The sequence below is a fragment of the Acinetobacter sp. OYA S30 genome, from assembly GCF_033599315.1.
GTDB lineage: Bacteria > Pseudomonadota > Gammaproteobacteria > Pseudomonadales > Moraxellaceae > Acinetobacter > Acinetobacter baumannii.
Genome location: NZ_JAWVAV010000002.1, coordinates 1 through 21,752 on the forward strand (window position 1 = coordinate 1; position 21,752 = coordinate 21,752).

19 protein-coding genes are annotated in these 21,752 nt (G+C 40.0%); 8 read left to right on the forward strand and 11 right to left on the reverse strand.

The window, feature by feature from the left end:
* A partial coding sequence (locus R5R67_RS01295; RefSeq protein WP_318754736.1) for an ESPR-type extended signal peptide-containing protein occupies window positions 1-2,532 on the reverse strand: 2,532 nt, incomplete at its 3' end.
* A gap of 777 nt (window positions 2,533-3,309) precedes the next feature.
* On the opposite strand from R5R67_RS01295, the gene lon reads away from it, so the two are divergent.
* The 4 genes from lon (at window position 3,310) to R5R67_RS01315 (ending at window position 8,688) form a co-directional block, all read left to right on the forward strand.
* Window positions 3,310-5,739 carry an endopeptidase La gene (gene lon, locus R5R67_RS01300; protein WP_001292274.1) on the forward strand — a complete coding sequence of 810 codons (2,430 nt, stop codon included), beginning with the start codon at window positions 3,310-3,312 and terminating at the stop codon, window positions 5,737-5,739.
* Between the two features lie 301 nt (window positions 5,740-6,040).
* A complete protein-coding gene (gene rlmH / locus R5R67_RS01305) occupies window positions 6,041-6,520 on the forward strand; it encodes a 23S rRNA (pseudouridine(1915)-N(3))-methyltransferase RlmH (protein ID WP_000702193.1) in 480 nt (159 codons plus the stop codon).
* A 112-nt stretch (window positions 6,521-6,632) separates the two neighbouring features.
* Entirely contained in the window at window positions 6,633-7,409 is a 777-nt protein-coding gene (locus tag R5R67_RS01310; RefSeq protein ID WP_000423006.1) for a dioxygenase, read from the forward strand.
* A 169-nt stretch (window positions 7,410-7,578) separates the two neighbouring features.
* Window positions 7,579-8,688: an META and DUF4377 domain-containing protein gene (locus R5R67_RS01315; protein WP_000696023.1), complete on the forward strand. Its 1,110-nt coding sequence runs from the start codon at window positions 7,579-7,581 to the stop codon at window positions 8,686-8,688.
* A gap of 55 nt (window positions 8,689-8,743) precedes the next feature.
* On the opposite strand, the gene gdhA is transcribed toward R5R67_RS01315, so the two are convergent.
* Window positions 8,744-10,147: an NADP-specific glutamate dehydrogenase gene (gene gdhA, locus R5R67_RS01320; RefSeq protein ID WP_000972052.1), complete on the reverse strand. Its 1,404-nt coding sequence runs from the start codon at window positions 10,145-10,147 to the stop codon at window positions 8,744-8,746.
* A gap of 271 nt (window positions 10,148-10,418) precedes the next feature.
* Here gdhA and R5R67_RS01325 point away from each other — a divergent pair, with 271 nt between their 5' ends.
* Together R5R67_RS01325 and nth are read left to right on the forward strand one after the other, a co-directional pair.
* The gene (locus R5R67_RS01325; protein WP_001069880.1) at window positions 10,419-11,210 is read left to right on the forward strand and encodes an RnfABCDGE type electron transport complex subunit B; all 792 of its coding nucleotides are present in this window, start codon (window positions 10,419-10,421) and stop codon (window positions 11,208-11,210) included.
* Window positions 11,211-11,903, forward strand: a complete 693-nt coding sequence (gene nth, locus R5R67_RS01330) for an endonuclease III (RefSeq protein WP_000279326.1) — start codon at window positions 11,211-11,213, stop codon at window positions 11,901-11,903.
* A 29-nt stretch (window positions 11,904-11,932) separates the two neighbouring features.
* Here the strand turns inward: nth and R5R67_RS01335 are convergent, their stop codons facing one another.
* The 4 genes from R5R67_RS01335 to R5R67_RS01350 all read right to left on the reverse strand — a co-directional run bounded on the left by R5R67_RS01335 (window position 11,933) and on the right by R5R67_RS01350 (window position 14,775).
* Complete coding sequence (locus R5R67_RS01335) at window positions 11,933-12,070, reverse strand: hypothetical protein (RefSeq protein WP_000691574.1); 138 nt, start codon at window positions 12,068-12,070, stop codon at window positions 11,933-11,935.
* A 71-nt stretch (window positions 12,071-12,141) separates the two neighbouring features.
* Entirely contained in the window at window positions 12,142-12,795 is a 654-nt protein-coding gene (gene adk / locus R5R67_RS01340) for an adenylate kinase (protein ID WP_001220244.1), read from the reverse strand.
* Window positions 12,796-12,881: 86 nt separating this feature from the next.
* Window positions 12,882-14,195, reverse strand: coding sequence for a membrane protein (locus R5R67_RS01345; protein WP_000895449.1), 1,314 nt, complete (start codon window positions 14,193-14,195; stop codon window positions 12,882-12,884).
* A 61-nt stretch (window positions 14,196-14,256) separates the two neighbouring features.
* Entirely contained in the window at window positions 14,257-14,775 is a 519-nt protein-coding gene (locus R5R67_RS01350; protein ID WP_001227325.1) for a hypothetical protein, read from the reverse strand.
* A gap of 236 nt (window positions 14,776-15,011) precedes the next feature.
* Here R5R67_RS01350 and mrdA point away from each other — a divergent pair, with 236 nt between their 5' ends.
* Together mrdA and rsmD are read left to right on the forward strand one after the other, a co-directional pair.
* Window positions 15,012-17,030, forward strand: coding sequence for a penicillin-binding protein 2 (gene mrdA, locus R5R67_RS01355; protein WP_000809155.1), 2,019 nt, complete (start codon window positions 15,012-15,014; stop codon window positions 17,028-17,030).
* Complete coding sequence (gene rsmD, locus R5R67_RS01360) at window positions 17,030-17,581, forward strand: 16S rRNA (guanine(966)-N(2))-methyltransferase RsmD (protein ID WP_000795851.1); 552 nt, start codon at window positions 17,030-17,032, stop codon at window positions 17,579-17,581. Before mrdA ends, rsmD begins: the two co-directional genes overlap by 1 nt.
* 42 nt (window positions 17,582-17,623) lie before the next feature.
* Here the strand turns inward: rsmD and R5R67_RS01365 are convergent, their stop codons facing one another.
* The 5 genes from R5R67_RS01365 to ureC all read right to left on the reverse strand — a co-directional run bounded on the left by R5R67_RS01365 (window position 17,624) and on the right by ureC (window position 21,745).
* On the reverse strand, window positions 17,624-18,193 hold the full coding sequence (locus R5R67_RS01365; protein ID WP_001009285.1) for a HupE/UreJ family protein: 570 nt from the start codon (window positions 18,191-18,193) through the stop codon (window positions 17,624-17,626).
* Between the two features lie 9 nt (window positions 18,194-18,202).
* The gene (gene ureG, locus R5R67_RS01370) at window positions 18,203-18,817 is read right to left on the reverse strand and encodes an urease accessory protein UreG (protein ID WP_000140200.1); all 615 of its coding nucleotides are present in this window, start codon (window positions 18,815-18,817) and stop codon (window positions 18,203-18,205) included.
* A gap of 23 nt (window positions 18,818-18,840) precedes the next feature.
* The gene (locus R5R67_RS01375; protein WP_000103635.1) at window positions 18,841-19,506 is read right to left on the reverse strand and encodes an urease accessory protein UreF; all 666 of its coding nucleotides are present in this window, start codon (window positions 19,504-19,506) and stop codon (window positions 18,841-18,843) included.
* Window positions 19,493-19,975, reverse strand: coding sequence for an urease accessory protein UreE (ureE, locus tag R5R67_RS01380; protein WP_000708735.1), 483 nt, complete (start codon window positions 19,973-19,975; stop codon window positions 19,493-19,495). The genes R5R67_RS01375 and ureE overlap by 14 nt, the downstream gene beginning before the upstream one ends.
* A gap of 69 nt (window positions 19,976-20,044) precedes the next feature.
* Window positions 20,045-21,745, reverse strand: a complete 1,701-nt coding sequence (gene ureC / locus R5R67_RS01385) for an urease subunit alpha (protein WP_000784157.1) — start codon at window positions 21,743-21,745, stop codon at window positions 20,045-20,047.
* Between the last annotated feature and the right edge of the window lie 7 nt (window positions 21,746-21,752).

Consider the following 21,752-nt stretch of genomic DNA (forward strand, 5'->3'; position numbering starts at 1 on the left):
GTCGTTAATCTGAGTTGTTAACTGATCTTTAGTGGTATTTAACTTAGTGTTGGTATCAGCAATCTGGTCACCAAGGTCTTTCTTGGCATCATTCAGATTCTTGTTTGTATCCGTAATCTGGTTACCCAAGTCAGTTTTTGTATCATCTAACTTTTGATTTAGATTGGTAATATTCTGAGCATTTTTACTAATATTGCTCGTGTTTTGGTTTACACGTCCATCAACATTTTTAAGCTGACGTACTGTTACCGCATCCGAGTCAGCTGAGCCATCTTCAACATTGGTAATACGGCGTTCTTTTCCAGCCGACCCAACAGAAATCACACCATTAGATTGAGAAGCATCACGATTAGTCAGGAAAGAAGTTCCTGTTGCTTCTGTCGCTACAGCATCTTGGCCTAAAGCTACACTATTTTTGGCTTCTACTTTACTGCGTGCGCCTAAAGCAACACCACCTTCAACTAATGACTGAGCACCTTGGCCAACTGCAACTGCATTTTCTTGATCGGCAATTGCACCGCCACCAATCGCTGTAGCATTTTTACCCGTGGCTTTAGCACCACCACCTACAGCAGCAGCATTTTCATTTGTAGCCTCAGCTCCTTTACCAATTGCCGCTGAGTTATCACCTGTTGCCAGCGCACCACTACCAATTGCTGCAGAACTGTTCCCAGTCGCTTTTGCTCCTTCACCCGGTTTATTACCAGAGCCAATTGCTGTTGAATTTGTACCCGATGCCAATGAGTTAATACCCATTGCCGATGCGCCATCACCTGTTGCTTGTGCAACAGCGCCGAATGCAGCGGCGCCTTTACCCGAAGCATTTGACATGACGCCAAAAGCAGAAGAAGCATCACCAGTTGCTTTAGAGGTCATACCAAAAGCAGAAGAAAACGCTCCTGTACCTACAGCTTGAACCCCAACAGCAGTTGAACCATGATTCGCTTCGGTTGTTGGATATTTACCTGCCTGTAAAGTACCACCAGTAATTTCCGTATAGGTATTACTTAATTCCGTATCACGTGCAATTTTATCAACGTCATCGCCACCAATCGCAACTGATGAATTTCCTTTTGCAATCACGTCGGCACCAATTGCTACTGACTGATCCCCAATTGCTTTCGTCTGATCACCAATCGCAACAGATTGATTACTATTGACTCCTTCGGCACCTTGAGTCGATGCATTACGACCTATAGCGACATCCCCACGTCCTACAGTTTGGCTACTACTTCCCATTGCAATAGCACCAGAACCTATTGCCTGTGCATTGCCCCCAATCGCCATTGCCTCACGACCAGCAGCAGAAGCATTTACCCCTACAGCAATGGCATTACGACCAGTCGCACCATCATTTTCAAAGTTACCACCTGGCTGGCCATTGTCATTAATACTGACATAATGGGTACGAGCAGCTTTTAACTGACGCACAGTTGCAGCATCAGAATCTGCTGCACCATCTGCCACATTTTGAATACGGCGTTCACTTCCTACATCACCAATTGATAAAACACCTGTTGGTGCTGATTGTTTAGTCAAGAAACTTTCACCGGTTGCTTGACTGGCTTTTGAATCTTTACCTAAAGCAATACTGTTTTCCGCTTCAGAACGGGCACCTTTACCAATTGCTACGCCGCCTTCAAAACTAGCTTCTGCTTGGTCCCCAATAACAACTGCATTATCTTTTTGTGCTTTTGCGCCTGTACCAATTGCAACAGACTTTTTACCTTTAGATTCTGAAAATGCACCAATTGCTAAAGCATTTTCCTCAGTGGCAATTGCGCCACCACCAAATGCAATCGAGTCTTTACCCGTTGCTTTAGTAGCCATTTTTGGTTGATAAGCAGCGCCTGCCTGTCCAGCAACAGGGTCAGCATTTTCAATATCTGGTGAGCCAATCGCAATTGAACGGTAACCTTCCGCAGTGGCTGAATGCCCTATGGCTAAAGAACCTTTACCCGTCGCAGCAGCAACATTACCAATAGCTTGTGAGAAGTCGGCTGTCGCTGCAGATTGACGACCAACTGCAAGAGCAGTATTTCCTGAAGATAAAGCACCCGTACCAATTGCTACACCTGAAATACCTTGAGTCGTCGCATAAGAACCGATTGCTGTTCCTAGGCCTTTCTCAACCACAGCCCCGGTACCAACACTGATTGCTCCGCCTTGTTTCATTGCGCCAGCATAAGCACCGGTAGAATTATTATATGGATTATTACGATTTGCGATGTTAGAGCCAGTTCGGTCTTGAGTTTGTGCTCCGCAGCCAATAGCAATATCTTTTTGATTAGCCGTATTAGCGCTTCCTTCACGACATGAAGTTGTACCAGAAATGGATGTTCCTTGGCCTACTCCCCCTTCGGTATTTGTCCCAGCAAAAGCATTTGGAGCAAAACAAATTACACCCGATAAAACTGCCGCTGATATATTTAAAGTTTTTGATTTAGTCTTTGTTTTACTTTTTGCAATTTCAGAGGTTGCAACCCATGCTCCAATCGAAGCATTCCAAATGACCTTGTAAACTTTATTCATAAAACTTCTCAGACAAATACCGAACTCAACGACCAATAAAAATGTACAAATACATTTTTAAAATTTTTGGCCCCAAAAAAAAGAGGCGGCATCCTAATTGAATAAATTTAAAGGGTAAATATAAAACCGGAATAATGATAAGAAAATTTGTGATTTTAATCACAAAATATATTTCTATAATTAATTTTAAGTTTTTGAATTAATTAAATAAAATTTAAATTATAAATATTGTGTGTTGTTTTTGTTAATAATAAGTAACTTTATTTTAAAATAGAATAATAGCTCTAAATAAATGTTTATTTTTTATCAAATTAATTAAATATAAATATTTTAAAAAATCAATTTTACTTAAAAAAATAGAATATTAGCTCTAAAAAATAATATCTAATTTTATTTAAAATATATTATAAAAATACAGATGTATATTATAAATTATAGTGTGATTATTCTAATATCAGTCAAATGATATAAATAATTAATATTTAAATATACTTAATAAAAATATGTATTTTAAAATTAAAACTAAACAAATAATTTTACTTACAAACAAGTCTTGCTCCAGTAAGAGAAGAAGAATTATTAAGTAAAAATGAGTAGCCGCTCTACAAAATTTTATTCTTCTTAAGAATTAATCTATTGATTCATAACATTTTTAAAAAAAAGTTGACTAAATTAGTCCTTTTTTCAACATTTTCTATTGTCATGCCCTTGTAATTTTTAAAATACACATCACTATAAAAAACATGGCAACCTCGTTGTCACTCATTAGGAGTGCCCATGTCTGAACTTATTATGAATGAAAAAACTGACTTAGAGCCTCAGGTTCCAAGTGTATTACCACTATTAGCCTTACGTGATGTGGTGGTTTATCCACACATGCAGATTGCGCTATTTGTGGGTCGTGAAAAATCGATCAATGCAGTTGATGTGGCTCGTAACAGTGACAATTTAGTATTTGTAGTTGCGCAAAAAGATTCGCTTACAGAAGAAATTGATCACGACAATTTATACCAGTACGGTACAGTCGCTAAGATTGTACAAGTAGTTAATCATGAAAATGATGAAAACTGCATTAAAGTACTTATTGAAGGCTTACATCGTTCTAAGTTGAAAAAAATTATCGATGAAGATAGTTATTTGACTGCCGAACATGAATTAAGTCCAATGACGATTAATGTAGATAAGGCAACGCAAGAAACTCGTTTACAAGAGTTACGTAACTTATTTGCTCAATATGCAGAAGCAAAATTACGTAATGCACGTGAACTGGTTGCTGCTGCCAACAAAATCGAAGACTTATTGCAATTGATGTTCTTCGTAGCAACTCGTGTGCCTCTAAATATTGAAATTAAGCAGAAATTTTTAGAGTACGATGAGTTTGAAGCTCATTTGCAAGAGTTGATGAACTACTTGATGAATCAATCTGCTGAACAGCAAATTGAGCAAACTTTACATGACAGCGTAAAACGCCAAATGGAAAAGAACCAACGTGAATACTTTCTAAATGAAAAAATGAAAGTCATTCAACGTGAACTTTCCGACATGAATGGCGGTGCTGAAGATGACGTTGCTGAAATAGAGAAACGTCTTGCTGAAGCTGATTTACCTGAACACGTACGTAAAAAAGCCGAAGCTGAGTTCCGTAAACTTAAAGCAATGCAGCCTGCATCTAGTGAAGCTGCTGTGGTACGTAACTATCTAGAAGTGATTCTAGATACGCCATGGAACAAAGCGAGCAAAGTCAGTATTAACCTGAACAAAGCGCAAGAGATTCTTGATGCCGATCATTATGGTCTTGATGACGTTAAAGATCGTATTGTTGAATACTTAGCTGTTCAATCACGTGTGAAAAAACTCAAAGGCCCTATCCTTTGCTTGGTTGGACCTCCAGGGGTTGGTAAAACTTCACTTGGTGAATCAGTAGCGAAAGCAACAGGTCGTGAATTTGTTCGCATGGCGCTTGGTGGCGTACGTGATGAAGCAGAAATTCGTGGACACCGTCGTACTTATATTGGTGCGATGCCAGGTAAAATCGTGCAGTCTTTAACAAAAGTTGGTGTGAAGAACCCATTGTTCTTACTCGACGAAATTGACAAGATGGCACAAGACTACCGTGGTGATCCTGCTTCTGCTTTGCTTGAAGTGCTTGATCCATCACAAAACAGTAAGTTCAACGATCACTATTTAGATCTTGATCTTGACCTTTCTGAAGTGATGTTCATCTGTACTGCAAACAGCATGAATATTCCAGAAGCCTTGTTGGACCGTATGGAAGTTATTCGTCTACCGGGTTATACCGAAGATGAAAAAGTTAACATTGCTGAGCGTTACCTTGTTCCTAAAGCAATTAAGAACAATGGCCTACGTCCAAAAGAGTTAACTATTCATGAAGAAGCGATTCGTGACATTGTTCAACGTTATACACGTGAAGCTGGCGTACGTAATTTAGAACGTGAAGTTTCTAAAATTGCACGTAAAGTCGTAAAAGAAGCAGTAAGTAAAAAATCTAAAAACTTACAGCTTGACGTTACCTCTGCCAATCTTCCTGAATACCTAGGTCCACATAAATTTGACTTTGGTATGGCCGAAGATGAAGCACAAGTAGGCCGTGTAAATGGCTTGGCATGGACTTCTGTAGGTGGTGAATTGCTTACTATTGAAGTTGCAGCTGTTAAAGGTAAAGGTAAATTCATTACAACCGGTTCACTCGGTGATGTAATGAAAGAATCAATTACCACAGCAATGACTGTAGTACGCACACGTGCCGATGAACTTGGAATTGAAGCATCTCGCTTTGAAGAAACTGATGTACACGTTCACTTACCTGAAGGTGCAACTCCAAAAGATGGTCCATCTGCTGGTTTAGCGTTAACAACTGCACTTGTATCAGCATTTACTGGAATTGCGATTCGACCAGATATTGCAATGACAGGTGAAACAAGTCTAGGTGGTCGTGCGATGCGTATCGGTGGCTTGAAAGAGAAACTTCTTGCTGCACATCGTGGTGGAATCAAGCTCGTCTTTATTCCTCAAGATAACGTTCGTGATTTGGCAGAAATTCCAGACAATGTGAAAGAAGGATTAGAAATCAAAGCTGTGAAAAGCATTGATGAAATCTTACCTTTAGCATTAACTTCGATGCCAAAGCCTTTACCTAAAACACCGATTGTAAAACCGGTGGAAGGCTCAAAAGCAGCGCGTCACTAATTTACATATAAAAAGAGAGGGCTTCGGCTCTCTTTTTTTTGTTACACAATTTGATTGAAAAATATCCAACCATCCTCATAATAAGAAGTAAGAGTAATTAATTCTATTATTTGCTCTTGTCTATCTTATGTCACAGATAGCCTTGTTTTTATTCTCTATGATCATCTGAACTCCAGACAGATGATCATTTGATCGCAGTCCAACACCGTTTTTTGGACTGCGTTTTTTATGCCCACTTACTCCCCCGCAGTTAACCTCTCCTCAGGTATAATGTGCCAGCTGTTTTGACTGAATAGACACCATGAAAATTCGTATTCTGACCATTGGTCAAAAAATGCCTGCTTGGGTACTTACTGGTTTTGAAGATTATTTCAAACGCATCCAGCCTTTTGTTCAAACTCAGGTTATTGAACTCCCAATGGCAAAACGCGGTAAAAATGATTCAGAAGCAGATATTTTAAAATACTGTCAAATCGAGGGTGAAAGTATTTTAAATGCTTTAAAACCTAATGAGACCCTCATTGCTTTAGAAGTTGGTGGACGCGAGCTCAGCACAGAAAAACTAGCAGACACCATGAAACAATGGATGCTTGAAGGTAATGATGTGGCACTCGCTATTGGTGGCCCAGATGGCTTGTCAGATCAGGTACGTAAAGCCGCTGCTTGGCATTGGTCACTTTCAAAACTTACTATGCCACACCCCTTAGTACGTATTTTATTAATCGAGCAACTTTACCGAGCGATGAGTATTAATCATAATCATCCTTACCACCGTGCATAAAAAGAACAAACGTTTCATTTTAAGAACAATCCGTTGAAATCAGGATACTTTTAACATGCCCTGATTTTGGCATAATGACTATTATTCTGCTTTTCAACTCAGGTGTAATGAAATGGAACTACAAACCCTTCCCGGACTGTTTATTTCACATGGTTCACCCATGCTTGCACTTGATCCAGAACAAGTGGGTCCTGCCTTACATCGTCTTAGTGTAAATCTGCCTACTCCAAAGGCAATCATAGTGATGTCTGCTCACTGGGAAAGTAAAGCACTCGAAGTAAGTAGTTCGACTCGTCCGGAAACTTGGCATGACTTCCGTGGTTTCCCACCAGAGTTGTATGAAATTCGCTATACTGCCCCCGGTCAACCCGAGCTTGCAGAAGAAATTTTGAAGTTGTTAGCAGATGCTCATTTTGTCGCACATGCCAATAGCACTCGTCCTCGTGACCACGGCGTATGGATGCCTCTTTTACATATGTATCCAGATGCAGACATTCCTGTCGTTGAAATTTCTTTACCTATGGGCTTAACTGCACAGGAAATTTATCGGATTGGCCAAACGCTGGCACCTTTACGTGAAAAACAAATTTTACTGATCGGTTCTGGAAGTATTACTCATAATCTTGCTGAACTGTCTTGGCAAGGTGACAATTCGAAAGTACCTGAATGGGCTTCAACTTTTAGAAATACAGTGGTCAGTAAGCTGAGTCATCAAGACTATGATGGTGTACTGGAGTGGCAAACCCTGCCGTTCGTGAAACGTAATCATCCTTCACTTGAGCATTTTGCACCTTTGTTTTTTGCTATGGGTACGGGACATCGTTTTACGATTGTTCATAGTAGCTTCACAATGGGCTCACTAGGTATGGATATATACCGCTTTGATTAATTTTTGGAAAATACCCCGTTTTGCGGGGTATACCACTATTTTTGTTGAAAAATAGAATAATTTACAAACTTATACATTTTAAAAACCGAAACAATCAAATGTTTACATTTTCTTTTTTTAAGAATGTTTTAAGCTTAGTGCTGTTGTTTTTTTACTTGAAGTTTTTTAAATGAAAATTAAATATTTAATTCTTGCGTTATTACCTTTTTCTTTGATGGCGTGTCAAACAGTTTCAAACACTCAAGCTCCAATTGTATCTGAGCAACAACAAAATCTTGCGACTACTTTAAGTGAATATGCTTGGACTTATCAAAATGTAAAAGCATCTAAGCCACTTATTCTTAACTTTAATGCAGACGGTAAATTAGCAATTAACACTGGCTGTAATGGCCAAGGCGGTACTTGGAAAGTTGAAGGCAACCAACTTGTAACTTCTCCACTTGCATCAACAATGATGGCTTGCCAAGACGATTTAATGAAACAAGAACAATTGTCTAATAGCATCTTTAGTGAAGCGAAATTGCCAATCGAAATTAGTAATAACAATGGTCAGGTAATCTTAAGCGTGACAGATAAAGCAGGTCAAAAGCATATTTTCCAAGGCGAAAAAGCAACCAATACTCAAGCTTTAACTGATTATTCATGGTCATACCAACCTGAAAATACTAAAAAGCCGATCGTTCTTAACTTTACAAATGACCGTTTATCGATTGATACGGGTTGTAACCGCCAAGGCACCACTTGGAAAGTTGAAAACAATACGATTGTAACGACTGATGTCATGTCAACTATGATGGCTTGTGAACCTGCTTTAATGAAACAGGAACAATTCTCTAGCAGCCTGTTCCAAAAACGTGCGATTCCATTTGAACTTAATACAACAAATGTTGATCAACCAACATTGACAGTAGCTGACGCTCAAGGCCAGAAATATACTTTCACAGGTAAAATGACACCTGAAGCAAAATATCAATCTGAAGGTAAAACTGTTTTCCTTGAAGTAGCGCCAGAAACTAAATCTTGTACGGGTGTTGCACCACAAACTTGCTTGCAAGTTCGTGAAGTTAAATATGATGACAAAGGCGTAAAAACTTATGCTGACAAAAACTGGTCATTATATTATGGTCAAATCGAAGGTTTTGAACACAATCCAAACCAACGCGTAATCTTACGTGTAAAACGTTTTGAAGTGAAAAACCCGGCAGCAGATCAATCTAGCCAAGCAGATGTGTTAGATATGGTTGTAGAACAAGAACTGGTTAAAAAGCCTAAAAAATAAGTTTTAGACTAAAAAAATCCGATGCTTTTGCATCGGATTTTTTTATTTCTATATTTTAATAGATACCTTGTGCAAGCATCGCATCAGCAACTTTTACAAAGCCAGCAATATTGGCACCATCTACATAATTCACAGTACCATCTTCTTTAGTACCGTATCTAACACAGTTGGCATGAATATCTTTCATAATTGCATGTAAGCGTTCATCGACTTCAGCATGTGTCCAGCCTAAACGAATCGCATTTTGAGACATTTCTAAACCAGACGTTGCCACCCCACCCGCATTAGAAGCTTTACCAGGCGCATACAAAATCTTAGCTTCAATAAAATGCTCAACAGCTTCAAGTGTAGATGGCATATTAGCACCTTCAGCCACACAAATTACCCCATTAGCGATGAGCGTTTTGGCATCTTCGCCAGTTAATTCATTTTGTGTTGCACATGGTAAGGCAATATCTACAGGAATATGCCAAGGTGTCTTCCCTTCAAAATATTCAAAGCCATGCTTAGAAGCAAATTCTGAAATACGGCCACGCTTGATATTTTTGAGTTCCATAACTTCAGCAAGCAACTCATCTGTAAAACCATTTTTTAAATAAACGGTACCATTTGAGTCCGATAGCGTAACCACTTTTGCACCTAAGAACATTGCTTTTTCAGCAGCATACTGCGCAACGTTACCAGAACCAGATATCGAAACGGTTTTACCAGCAAAAGACTGTCCACGTGTTTTTAGCATTTCTTCTGCAAAATAAACCGTACCGTAGCCTGTTGCTTCAGGACGCATTAAGCTACCGCCAAATGAAATTCCTTTACCGGTAAACACACATGCCGTGTCATTACTGAGCTTTTTCATCATGCCAGCCATATAACCTACTTCACGTGCACCCACACCAATATCTCCAGCAGGGATATCAGTATTTGGACCTAAATGACGGTAAAGCTCAATCATAAGTGCCTGACAGAATCGCATAATTTCAGCATCAGATTTACCTTTAGGGTTAAAATCTGAACCACCTTTTCCTCCACCCATTGGCAAAGTTGTAAGTGAGTTTTTAAAAGTTTGCTCAAACCCTAAAAATTTTAAAATAGATAGGTTGACCGACGGATGGAAACGCATACCACCCTTGAATGGACCAATTGCTGAATTGTATTGAACACGGAAAGCACGGTTAACTTGAGTCTGCCCTTGATCATCCATCCACGAAACGCGAAATTGGATCACACGTTCTGGTTCCACTAAACGTTCTAGCAATCCCTGCTCGGCATATTCTGGATTTTTTTCAATAAATGGCCACAAGCTTGTCATGACCTCTTCGACAGCTTGTAAAAACTCAGGTTGATGCGGATCACGCGCTTGCACGTAATTCAGGAATTCATTCAGGTTGTTATATTTCAATGCACGGTCCTCAGCATAGTAATGAATTAAATTGGTGCAATACATTTTAAAATGCATCATTTAGCAGCAAAATATTAAATCCCTTTCCATTAATTTTAACAATAGTTATTTTAAATTATTTTATTTTTCTTAATTATCATAAGCTTATTTTTAGAAAAACTGTCTAACAATCAATAATAGTCATTTATCTTTTCACTTTTATTGATCTATTATTGTGCAATATTAGCGTCATTTTAGGTCAATCAAAAAGCCAATAAATTCGTTAAAATCCATTGACCTTACTTAGGTTTTTCTTCATTATCGCATCGTTTTAAGCAAGCTATTTTCCTCTATGAATCCATCTATTTCTCTCATACGCGAGATTGATGCGTTATTACCACAAACACAATGTGGTCTGTGTGGGCACCGTGACGGCTGTCTACCTTACGCAAAGTCCATTGCTGAAGGTGAAGAAGCAAATAAATGTGTTCCTGGTGGACAGCCAGTGGCCGATGCACTGGCACAATTATTAAATCGCCCATTATTACCTGCTGAAACCAGTGTCTGGCCTATACAGGCTGATGGACGCCCACAACGCATGAAAGCAATTATTCGGGAAGATGAATGCATCGGATGTACAAAATGTATTAATGCCTGCCCAGTAGATGCCATTATTGGTAGTGGTAAGCTCATGCATACAATTTTGACTGATCTATGCACAGGTTGTGAGTTATGTATTCCACCCTGCCCAGTTGACTGTATTGATCTAGTCGAAGACACTCAAGCATTGCCAAGCGAACAGCAACGCATTGCGGAGCAAAATGATTTACGACAACGTTATTACGCGCATATTCAACGTGAAGAGAAACGTCGTATACATCGTAAAGGCCCGGTGGTACGTGCTGAAATTGATACCCAGCTGTTTGCACAGTTCTCTCAAGCACTTGATGATTTACCTTCAATTGAGCTCATCGAGAAGCCAAAAGAAGTGATTGTAAACGATGCAAAAACTACAATTGAATTAGCGAAAATTCGTACACAAATTAAAAAGTTGGAAAAGCAGCTCAGTGTTCGAGAAGATGCCAAAAAGCGTCTTCAACTTGATGAACTACAACAGCAACTCATTCAATTACAGGAGGTCTGAATGGCCGTCAAAAATATGACGAAAAAGCAGATTCAAATTTTCTTTGAACGCCTTCGTGAACAAAGACCTTCTCCACAGACCGAATTAAAATATTCATCACCATTTGAATTGCTCATTGCCGTTATGTTATCGGCGCAAGCAACCGACGTTAGTGTCAACAAAGCAACTGATAAGCTCTATCCTGTTGCGAACACCGCTGAAAAAATCTATAACCTAGGTGTAGACGGGTTAAAAGAGTACATTAAAACGATTGGTCTTTATAACGCAAAAGCCGAAAATGTTATCAAGACCTGTAAGATTTTAATGGAGCAGTTTAACGGTGAAGTTCCAAGTAACCGAAAAGATTTGGAAGCTTTGCCAGGCGTAGGCCGTAAAACAGCCAATGTAGTTTTAAATACTGCATTCGGTCAGCCGACAATGGCTGTCGATACCCATATTTTCCGTGTTGGAAACCGAACGGGCTTAGCAATAGGCAAAAATGTTCTTGAAGTTGAACACCACTTAGTAAAAGTCATTCCTAAAGAATTTATTTTAGATGCACATCACTGGCTGATATTACATGGTCGTTACTGCTGTATTGCCCGTAAACCAAAATGTTCAGAGTGCGTGGTTGCCGATGTATGTAACTGGCCGGACCGCTTTGAGTTTGGTGCACAAAAACAAATTGCGGTTAAAAATATTGAGGCAGAATAAAAGTTGGGTATAGCTTATACCCAACTTGGTTACTTTAAACGCTTTTGCTGTTTTCTTTCTTCTTTCGCTTGTTTTTGTACTTTTCTCAGCATTTTGTAGCTTTGATACAGTAAAAATAACAATAGTGCCAGACTCAGCAATACCACCAAAATCAAAATGATTTTCAAATCATTCTCCTGCACTTAATGAAAGAAAAGAGCCCTCACAAAGAGGGCTCGGTATTACAAATAATATTAAATTATTTGTCTAAGATGTTGAACAAATCTTTTTGTACATCTTCAATTGTACGCAAGCCATCAAGCTTGTCATAAGTTGGCGCATTTTCACCAGAAGCAGCACGACCTTGGTAGAAACCAACCAATTGTTCTGTTTCAGTGTGATAAGACGCTAAACGCTTACGGATTGTTTCTTCTTGGTCATCTGGACGTTGAACAAGATCTTCACCAGTTTCATCATCTTTACCTTCCACTTTAGGTGGATTGTATACAACGTGATAAACACGACCAGAAGCTGGATGCTGACGACGACCAGAAAGACGTTTTACGATTTCTTCATCAGGTACATCAATTTCGATTACATGATCAATGCTGATCCCTTCTTTTTCCAAAGCTTCTGCTTGAGGAATAGTGCGTGGGAAGCCGTCGAAAATACAACCATTCACGCAGTCAGGTTGAGCAATACGTTCTTTTACTAAACCGATAATGAGTTCATCTGAAACTAAACCGCCAGATTCCATCACACTTTTAGCTTTTAAACCTAATTCAGTACCTTCACGAATTGCAGCACGGAGCATATCACCGGTTGAAATTTGTGGGATATTGTAGCGCTTACAGATCAACTGAGCCTGAGTACCTTTGCCTGCCCCAGGTGGTCCGAGTAAGATAATGCGCATAAAAAACATCCTCATTTAAAACAATGAATGTGAGGTCCGGCAGATTTAGTTTCATTGATCTTCAATAGATCCTGCCCGACTTCGAATTATAAGAAAGCCACAAACAAATGTATTGTACCAGCAATAAATCCGGTTACCCCACCTAGTACAATAAGAATCCACTCGTCCTCTTGAAATGCTGGACGTAACAAATTCTGAAACTCTTTTGGTGTTAGTTCACGAATACGCTCTTTAAACATTTGAAAAATCTTCTGTGCCCGGCTTGCATTTAGTGCAGGGTCACATACCGGTCCCATCGTAATTTCAATTGAGCGATCAATCAAGTCCGTCTTTAACCTTGCATACTCTCTTGGGCCTAAAGAAAGCTGTAAAGATGTTCGAACAAGTGGAGTTTCCATGATTTCGTTAATATGACGTTTAACAATACGACGCGTTTTGTCCTTGCGTGAACCATACATCATTTCTGTCATAATTGATTTTAACGTAATCAGATCTTCTGTCACTACGCTTGAGAAGACTTCTGAAACTTCTTCTTGACGCTTCATGAAAGCCCCTTGAACATTATAAGTACCAATTCGTAAAACAGGTACAATCCAAGGGAACTTACGATCTTTTGTTAATCTAAATATTTGCGGATAACGAATGTAATGCGGTTCAATCGGGTTAAATACCATCCAGATTGCAATCCAGTTAGTTAAAAAGCCCCAAATAGACGCCCAAAACGGTACTGTCCAATGCCAAGGCACCACAAACCAGACTACCATTTGGAAAACACCAAAGAACATCCCGATTAAAGCACTAATATGCCAAATAAAGTTGATTTCTTTTTGTCCAACTTTTAAAAACATACGTACCATTAAACGGCGATCACCTTCCATTTGGCTCACCACCATTTCACGCATATCAACCAGTGACTCAACGTTCATAGTCAGCTCAGTCACTAATTCTCTGAGTACACCTGGTAATTGCTTATGCGCTTGAGCATAAATACGGCGTTTAATTGAATAGGGTAAATTTTCCCAAAGCACTGCATTACGATCGATCATCACTTCATCAATCAAATGCTCAAGTTCAAATCCGACTTGCTCACCAATAATACGCGCCATGTCTTCAGGGTCCATTGCCTCTAAAAACTCACGCAAAGAACCTAACTTGGATAAAGTATTATCGGTAATAATTCCAGAGATACGTCCAGCTTTACGTGGCACAATACCTTGCCAGCCGACTGGTAAAGGACCTAAATGAAATCCCCAAAACTTGATTGGGTAAAACACCATTTTTAAAGCCATCCACACATGTGCCCATGTGACAAAGGCAGTGACCGGAATGATACTCAAAACGGCCCAAAAATCAGGTCTGTGTAAAAAGGTCTGCCACAATCCGCTGACGTACTCTAACATGTAAGACTCTCGTATTTATTTGTGCTCTGCTTATGGCGAGTTAACGATAAACTGCTTTGTTTTATAAACCAAAACTTAGAGAATAAGAAAATTGAATTTGTGGTTTAGTATCTGCAGCAACATCACCATTCTGGTCCGTTAATTTTTCCGCTGCGCCGATACCCACACTAAACGTACTAATTCTTTCTGAATTCAACAATACATATGCCAAATCAACACCAGCACCTAAACGAGATTTATAATCTCCATCAACCGATTTGCTATCAAGATGTCCAGCGTAAAAGCCAATATAGTAACCATTTTTATCTGTTCCAGTAAGGTAGTACGGATAGCGGAATCCGACTTGTCCTCCAGCAGTTTTATCGCCATTTAAAAATGCACCAACTTTTGCATAAGCAATTCCATAAGGATTTACCCACTCACCATTGAGATGTAACAATTTTTGTGTAAAACCGGCGCCTACATTCCAGGTAGATGCTTTATGATCTGCTAATTTTGCTTCTGGAAGAAATGAGTAATCTTGAGCATGTGCCCAACTGCTTACTGTCAAAACTGCAAGTAAGGGATAAATTTTTCTCATTATTTTCTCCATTTTCCCTAATCGTATGGTGAGAACAACCCTATTCTATTGAATGAGAGACTTTAACAGAATTATTTTGCTTCTTATATACAAGACTCTACAATTTTGTTGTCTACAAAGTCAAAAAAGCCAATTTGCCTCTTCACTGAAACTTTGAAAAATATGCGATATTTTAAGTGCGCTTGCGTTAGAATAAGCAGCTATTTTTCTCACCCTATGTCATTAAGTCGATCCGTATGAAACAGCACTTTCCTTTAAAAGATATCCAGCAAGAAAAGCGCATTTATCGAGGTCGTATATTTTTTGCCGTAGGGCTTGTGATTATCTGTTTATTGGTACTAGCCAGCCGATACGCTTATCTACAAATTTTTCATTATGATGAGTTCTCGACGGCATCGGATAAAAACCGTATTCGCCTACAACCCCTTCCACCTGCTCGTGGTTATATTTATGACCGCAATGGGGTTTTACTGGCAGATAACTACCCTGTTTTTACCGCAACATTAAGTAAAGCAGATGTTGAGAACGTTGATACCGTTATTGAACAATTACAGCCTATTTTAGAACTCACTCAAGAAGATGTAGATCGTTTTAAAAGCCGCATTAAAACAGCACGTAAAACTGAACGTGTGGCCATTAAACTGAATTTGACCGAGACAAATATTGCCAAGTTTAGTGAAGTTAAATACAAGTTCCCCGGGGTTAGAATTGAAACCCAAATGACGCGCTATTATCCACATGGTGATTTATTTGCTCACGTGATTGGATATGTTGGCCGTATTAACGATAAAGAATTAAAAAGTATTGATAAAGATTTATATGCTGGAACAAACCTGATTGGTAAAATTGGTGTAGAAAAAAGCTATGAAGATTTACTTCATGGAACACCTGGTTATGAGTCTGTAGAAGCAGATGCTCATAGTAATATTTTGCGTCACCTAGGTCGTAAAGACCCAACCCGTGGTAACGATCTCTACTTATCATTAGATTATGGTTTGCAAGTTGTCGCGTCGCAACAACTCGCTGGTCGACGTGGTGCAATTGTTGCGATAGACCCACGCACCGGTGAAATTCTTGCGTTGGTTTCAAGTCCAAGCTTTAACCCTAATTTATTTGTGACGGGTATTAATCATAAAGATTATAGTTCTCTACGTGACAATATAGATCAGCCTCTTTATAACCGTGCAGTACAAGGTGTATACCCTCCCGGTTCAACCATTAAGCCAATGGAAGCGATGGGCGGTTTACATTATGGAATTGTCGATTGGGCTACTGCTATTTCCGACCCTGGCTATTTCCATTTACCGGGTGACTCACACAAATTCCGTGACTGGAAAAAAACCGGTCATGGCATCGTGAACATGCACAAAGCCATTATCATGTCTTGTGATACCTATTTTTATATTTTGGCTAATCAAATGGGTATCGATCAGATGAACCAATGGATGCGCCAATTTGGCTTTGGCCAAAAAACAGGTGTCGATTTACCAAGTGAAAGTGAAGGCTTATATCCAAATCCTGAATGGAAAATGCGTACACGCAAATCCAAATGGATGAAAGGTGAAACGATTTCAGTCAGTATTGGTCAAGGTGCATTTACCGCAACCCCTTTACAACTTGCCATGGCAACGGCCATTACGGCGAACCATGGCTCGCATGTAGTTCCACATGTTTTACGTGCAACCCATGGTGCAAAACCTTTTACCGTACGTAATGCACCTGATGGAAAAATTAATTTCAATGGTACAGATGAAGATTGGGTAAAAATGCGAGAAGCCATGATTGACGTAATTCAATCAGGTACTGGTCGTGGCATCCGTACACCGCTATATCAAATTGCCGGAAAAACAGGTACAGCACAGGTTAAAAGTATTGCTCAAGGCAAACGTTATAACGAAGCTGCGCTTAGTGAACGCCAACTTGACCACGGTCTTTTTGTTGGCTTTGCTCCGGCTGATAAACCAGAAATCGCTATTGCAGTTATTTGGGAAAATGGTCGTCATGGTGGTTCAGCCGCCCAACTTGCTAAACCCGTGTTTGATTACTGGTTATTAACCCGTAAGAAAAATCCGATTCGACCAGCCAACCATCAAGTCAATGGTGGCCTGATGACTGCTGGGATTAAACCGGGTGAACTTCCAAGTGGTAATGAAAGTGCCAGCTCTACTCCAGCAACCTCTGCTCCGACTTCCGCAGCAGCCTCTACTCCACAGGCAACACCAACTCGTCCTGCTACAAATGAGGTCGATGAATAATGAAAAATCAATTACGCATTATTGGGGGCGAATGGAAAAGACGAGTTTTACCATTCGCCAGTATTGAAGGATTAAGACCAACTCCCGATCGTGTCCGCGAAACTTTATTTAACTGGCTCATGTGGGACATTCAAAACGCTCAGGTTCTCGATATCTGCACAGGTTCTGGGGCATTAGGCTTTGAAGCATTATCGCGCGGTGCTGCATCTATTTATATGATTGAGCCAGATAAGACTCAGGCACGATTTTTAAAAGATAATATTCAATTGCTCAAAGCGCAGAATTGCCATTTAATTAATGCAACTGCTCAACAAGCCTTACCACGCTTAAAAGAACAGTTTGATGTCGTTTTTTTAGACCCTCCTTATAGTCTTAATTTATGGCAAGAGCTTGCTCACTTGGCAGACTCACATATTAAAAATAATGGGTACATTTACGTTGAAGCTGACCGAGATTTATCTCAGCTTCACCTTCCTGCAACATGGCAGCAAATTAAATCAACCAAAGCTGGTACAGTCCATGCAGGGCTTTACCAAAAAGTAAGCGAATAAAAAGGTAGCTTAAAGCTACCTTTTTTCGCTACAAAGTTTTAATTAACTCAAACCAATCACTGCAACAACTGCTGCACAGGCACCTACAATTTTTTTGCCATATGGCACATAACGTGTAAATACTGCACCTAGTGCAAGCCCACCACAATAGATAAGTGCCATACCAGTAACCATACCGGTTACTAACGCCACGATATGCCCTGCATGTGCTAACTCAACACCATGAGCTATCCCATGAAAGCTTGCGAGTAAAGCGGCAGCGATAGGTAAAATCCGATTTGATTTTGTCCATAGCGCAATCGCTGTAATAATTAAAGAAGCAACAATACCGTATTCAGCAATATTGGCGGGCACCGAACCTTGAGCACCTACCAAAAAGCCAATCACTAAGGTGATACTTAAAGTGATGACGCCAGCAATTTTCCACTGTTTGGCTGCCGACCATAGCAAGACACCAAAGCCTAAAGCCATTATTAAATGATCCAGCCCTGTAAACGGATGAATAAAGCCTGCCATAAAACCTGAATGTACATGGTCATGCCCTGGATGAGCCATAGCTAACGCAGGTAACATGCTAAGGAGCCCAACGCTCCATTTTTTAATGAAGTTCATAGTTACTCCTTAAGCCTTAAACAGCCCTTGCTTCTCAATAAATTGAATAATTTCTTCAAGCCCATCTTGTGTTTTCATGTTTGAAAATAAAAATGGCTTTTCACCACGCATGCGTTTTGCATCTTGGTCCATGACATCAAGGTTTGCTCCCACCATTGGTGCGAGGTCAGTTTTATTAATAATCAGTAAATCTGACTTGGTAATACCCGGTCCTCCTTTACGAGGGATCTTTTCGCCACCTGCTACATCAATGACATATAAAGTTAAATCAGAAAGCTCTGGGCTAAATGTTGCTGCTAAATTATCACCACCGCTTTCAATAATAATGAGTTCTAAGCCATCAAATTTTTCGCACAGATCATCAATCGCAGCTAAATTAATTGAAGCATCTTCACGAATTGCTGTATGCGGGCAACCACCTGTTTCCACACCCACAATACGATCTGGTGACATCGCTTCATTACGGGTTAAAAAGTTTGAGTCTTCTTTGGTATAAATATCATTTGTCACCACTGCCATATTATATTTATCACGTAAGGCACGGCATAAATTAAGCGTAAGTGCTGTTTTACCTGAACCGACTGGTCCGCCAATTCCGACTCGTAATGGACTACGTTCTGTCATGATTTTTATCCTTTTTCCTAAACTTAAGATCTGAATAACCGTGAATATTGAGTTTCGTGTTTCATGCTCAGCATGGCATAGCGCGGCAAAGCACTACTCAATTGCTCATCTTTAAGTTTTAAAGCCTTCTCTACAGCTTGTGGTACTCGCCCATGCAAATGCCATAAAATTCTTTGTCCTGCCATTTGGCCCAATGGGACAGTTTTTACCGCGGCTAAAACCTGATTTTCTAAAACGGTAAAGGTATACGCCGTAAGTACATCCACATCTTTAAGTTCTAAACGACCGCAAAGCTGCGCATAAACAGGCACAAAACCAAACTGCTTTTTAACCTCAACTGTTTTCTTTAAAACATCTTTAATCCATGCATTTAAAGAAAATGCGAGTTGCTGAGATTCGGCCAAAAGCTCTTTACTTTCTCGGCTTGCCTTATATAAATGTGCCCAAATTAGAAACTGATCTGGGTCATCATAATGTTGCATAAGACGTTTGAGTACAGGTAACTCAAAGCGTACTAGCAACATTTCAAGCACTTCTTCAAAGTAAGCAATTGCCGAGGATTCATCGTGTATTAAACCAATATCAATGGCGGTTTCCACACCTTGCGAATAGCAATATGCTCCAACTGGCAATGCCGTAGAAGACAATGTCAGCAGTTGCAGTAATTGCGCAGCATTATGAGTGGACATGGTGTAAAGCTTTGATTGGGCTTAAACGATGATCATGGCTATGCTGTGCATAGGCACCGCTTTCAGGTTCAAATGGATGATCGGTTTCTGTCACAGTAAGCCCCAAACCTTCCACCATTTCTGCAAGCACATGATCAGGCTCAAAATATAAAGCTGTTGGTGTCAGCATTAATGGCACATGTCGGTTACCTAAGTGATAAGCTGCTTTAAGCAAGTCAAATTCAGTCTGAGCAGTGACTTTCATTAGCCGTTCAGGCTTGGCATCGACACGTAATACATCACCCTCTTGCGTTGCAATATATGAACCACTACGCAAAATGCCGGTACGTGGCAAATCTGCACCAATATCTACGCCACTCGCTAAAACCGCTCGAAATCGTGATTTTTGGCGGGTATCAAACGTTAGCTCAACCGTTTCAAATGCCTGATCAGGAGAAATATCTTCAAGACGTTGGGTGTAAATTTTCATTTAGCTTTTCTCTCCTTACTTATTTCTTTCATATATAAGGTAATGAGGCAAATCACCTCTATAAATTCATTAAAACAAGAAATAACGTTGTGCCATCGGTAATACGTCAGCAGGTTCACACGTTAATAATTCACCATCGGCCCGCACCTCGTAAGTCTCAGGATGAACCTGCATAACAGGACAATATGTATTGTGTTTCATATCGGCTTTGGTAATTGAACGCGTGTTTTTACAGGGACTGATTAACTTTTTAAGGTTTAGCTTCTCAGCAACTTTTTCATCAATTGCGACTTGAGATAAAAAGGTTATACAGGTGTTATGTACACCACGCGGATAAGCCCCAAACATTGGACGATAATGCACGGGTTGAGGTGTCGGAATAGAGGCATTAATATCACCCATCGGCGCCGCCGCAATCATGCCACCTTTAATAATCATGGAAGGTTTCACACCAAAAAACGCAGGCTTCCATAATACTAAATCAGCAAGTTTTCCGACTTCAACCGAACCAATTTCATGACTTAAACCATGGGTAATTGCCGGGTTAATTGTATATTTGGCAATGTAGCGTTTAACGCGATTGTTATCATGAAACTCATTGTCACCCTCTAATGGGCCACGTTGTACTTTCATTTTGTGGGCAGTTTGCCAAGTTCTTAAAATCACTTCACCCACACGTCCCATTGCCTGAGAGTCAGATGACATCATGGCAATTGCACCTAAGTCTTGTAAAATATCTTCAGCAGCAATGGTTTCACGGCGAATACGACTTTCTGCAAAAGCAATATCTTCAGCAATTGCAGGGTCTAAATGGTGGCATACCATGAGCATATCTAAATGCTCATCAATGGTATTGATCGTATAAGGTCGTGTTGGGTTGGTCGAAGAAGGCAAGACATTACCTTGCCCAATTGCTTTTAAAATGTCGGGAGCATGCCCGCCGCCCGCACCTTCGGTATGGTAAGTATGAATCGTACGGTCTTTAAATGCCGCTAGCGTTTCTTCTAAAAAACCACCTTCATTTAAAGTATCCGTATGAATTGCGACCTGTACATCATACTCATCTGCAACGCTCAAACAGTTATCAATAGCCGCAGGAGTTGATCCCCAATCTTCATGTAGTTTTAATCCAATTACTCCTGCTTTAATTTGCTCGCGAATGGGGTCAGGTAAACTTAAATTCCCTTTACCCAATAGACCAATATTCATAGGCAAATCATCAATCGCCTGCAACATGGTCGCAATATGCCAAGGCCCTGGAGTCACTGTCGTTGCCGAAGTACCTGCTGCAGGTCCTGTTCCGCCACCCACCATTGTTGTTGTACCCGACATAAGTGCAGTTTCAACTTGCTGTGGGCAAATCCAGTGAATGTGAGTATCAATACCACCTGCCGTTAAAATTTGCCCTTCACCCGCAATTACTTCTGTCGCAGCACCTAAAGGAATGGTAATGTCGGGTTGAATATCAGGGTTTCCAGCTTTCCCAATTTTCCAGATTCGTCCATTTTTTAAGCCCACATCGGCTTTAACAATTCCCCACCAATCCACAATTAAAGCATTGGTTATGACTGTATCGGCAACTTCATCAGCTAGAAGCTGAGATTGTCCCATCCCGTCACGAATAACTTTTCCGCCACCAAATTTAACTTCTTCACCATATGTCGTTAAGTCTTGCTCAACTTCAATAAAAAGCGCTGTATCAGCCAAACGAATACGATCACCAACCGTTGGACCAAACATTTCTGCGTATGCACGACGTGACATTTTCATAACTTAT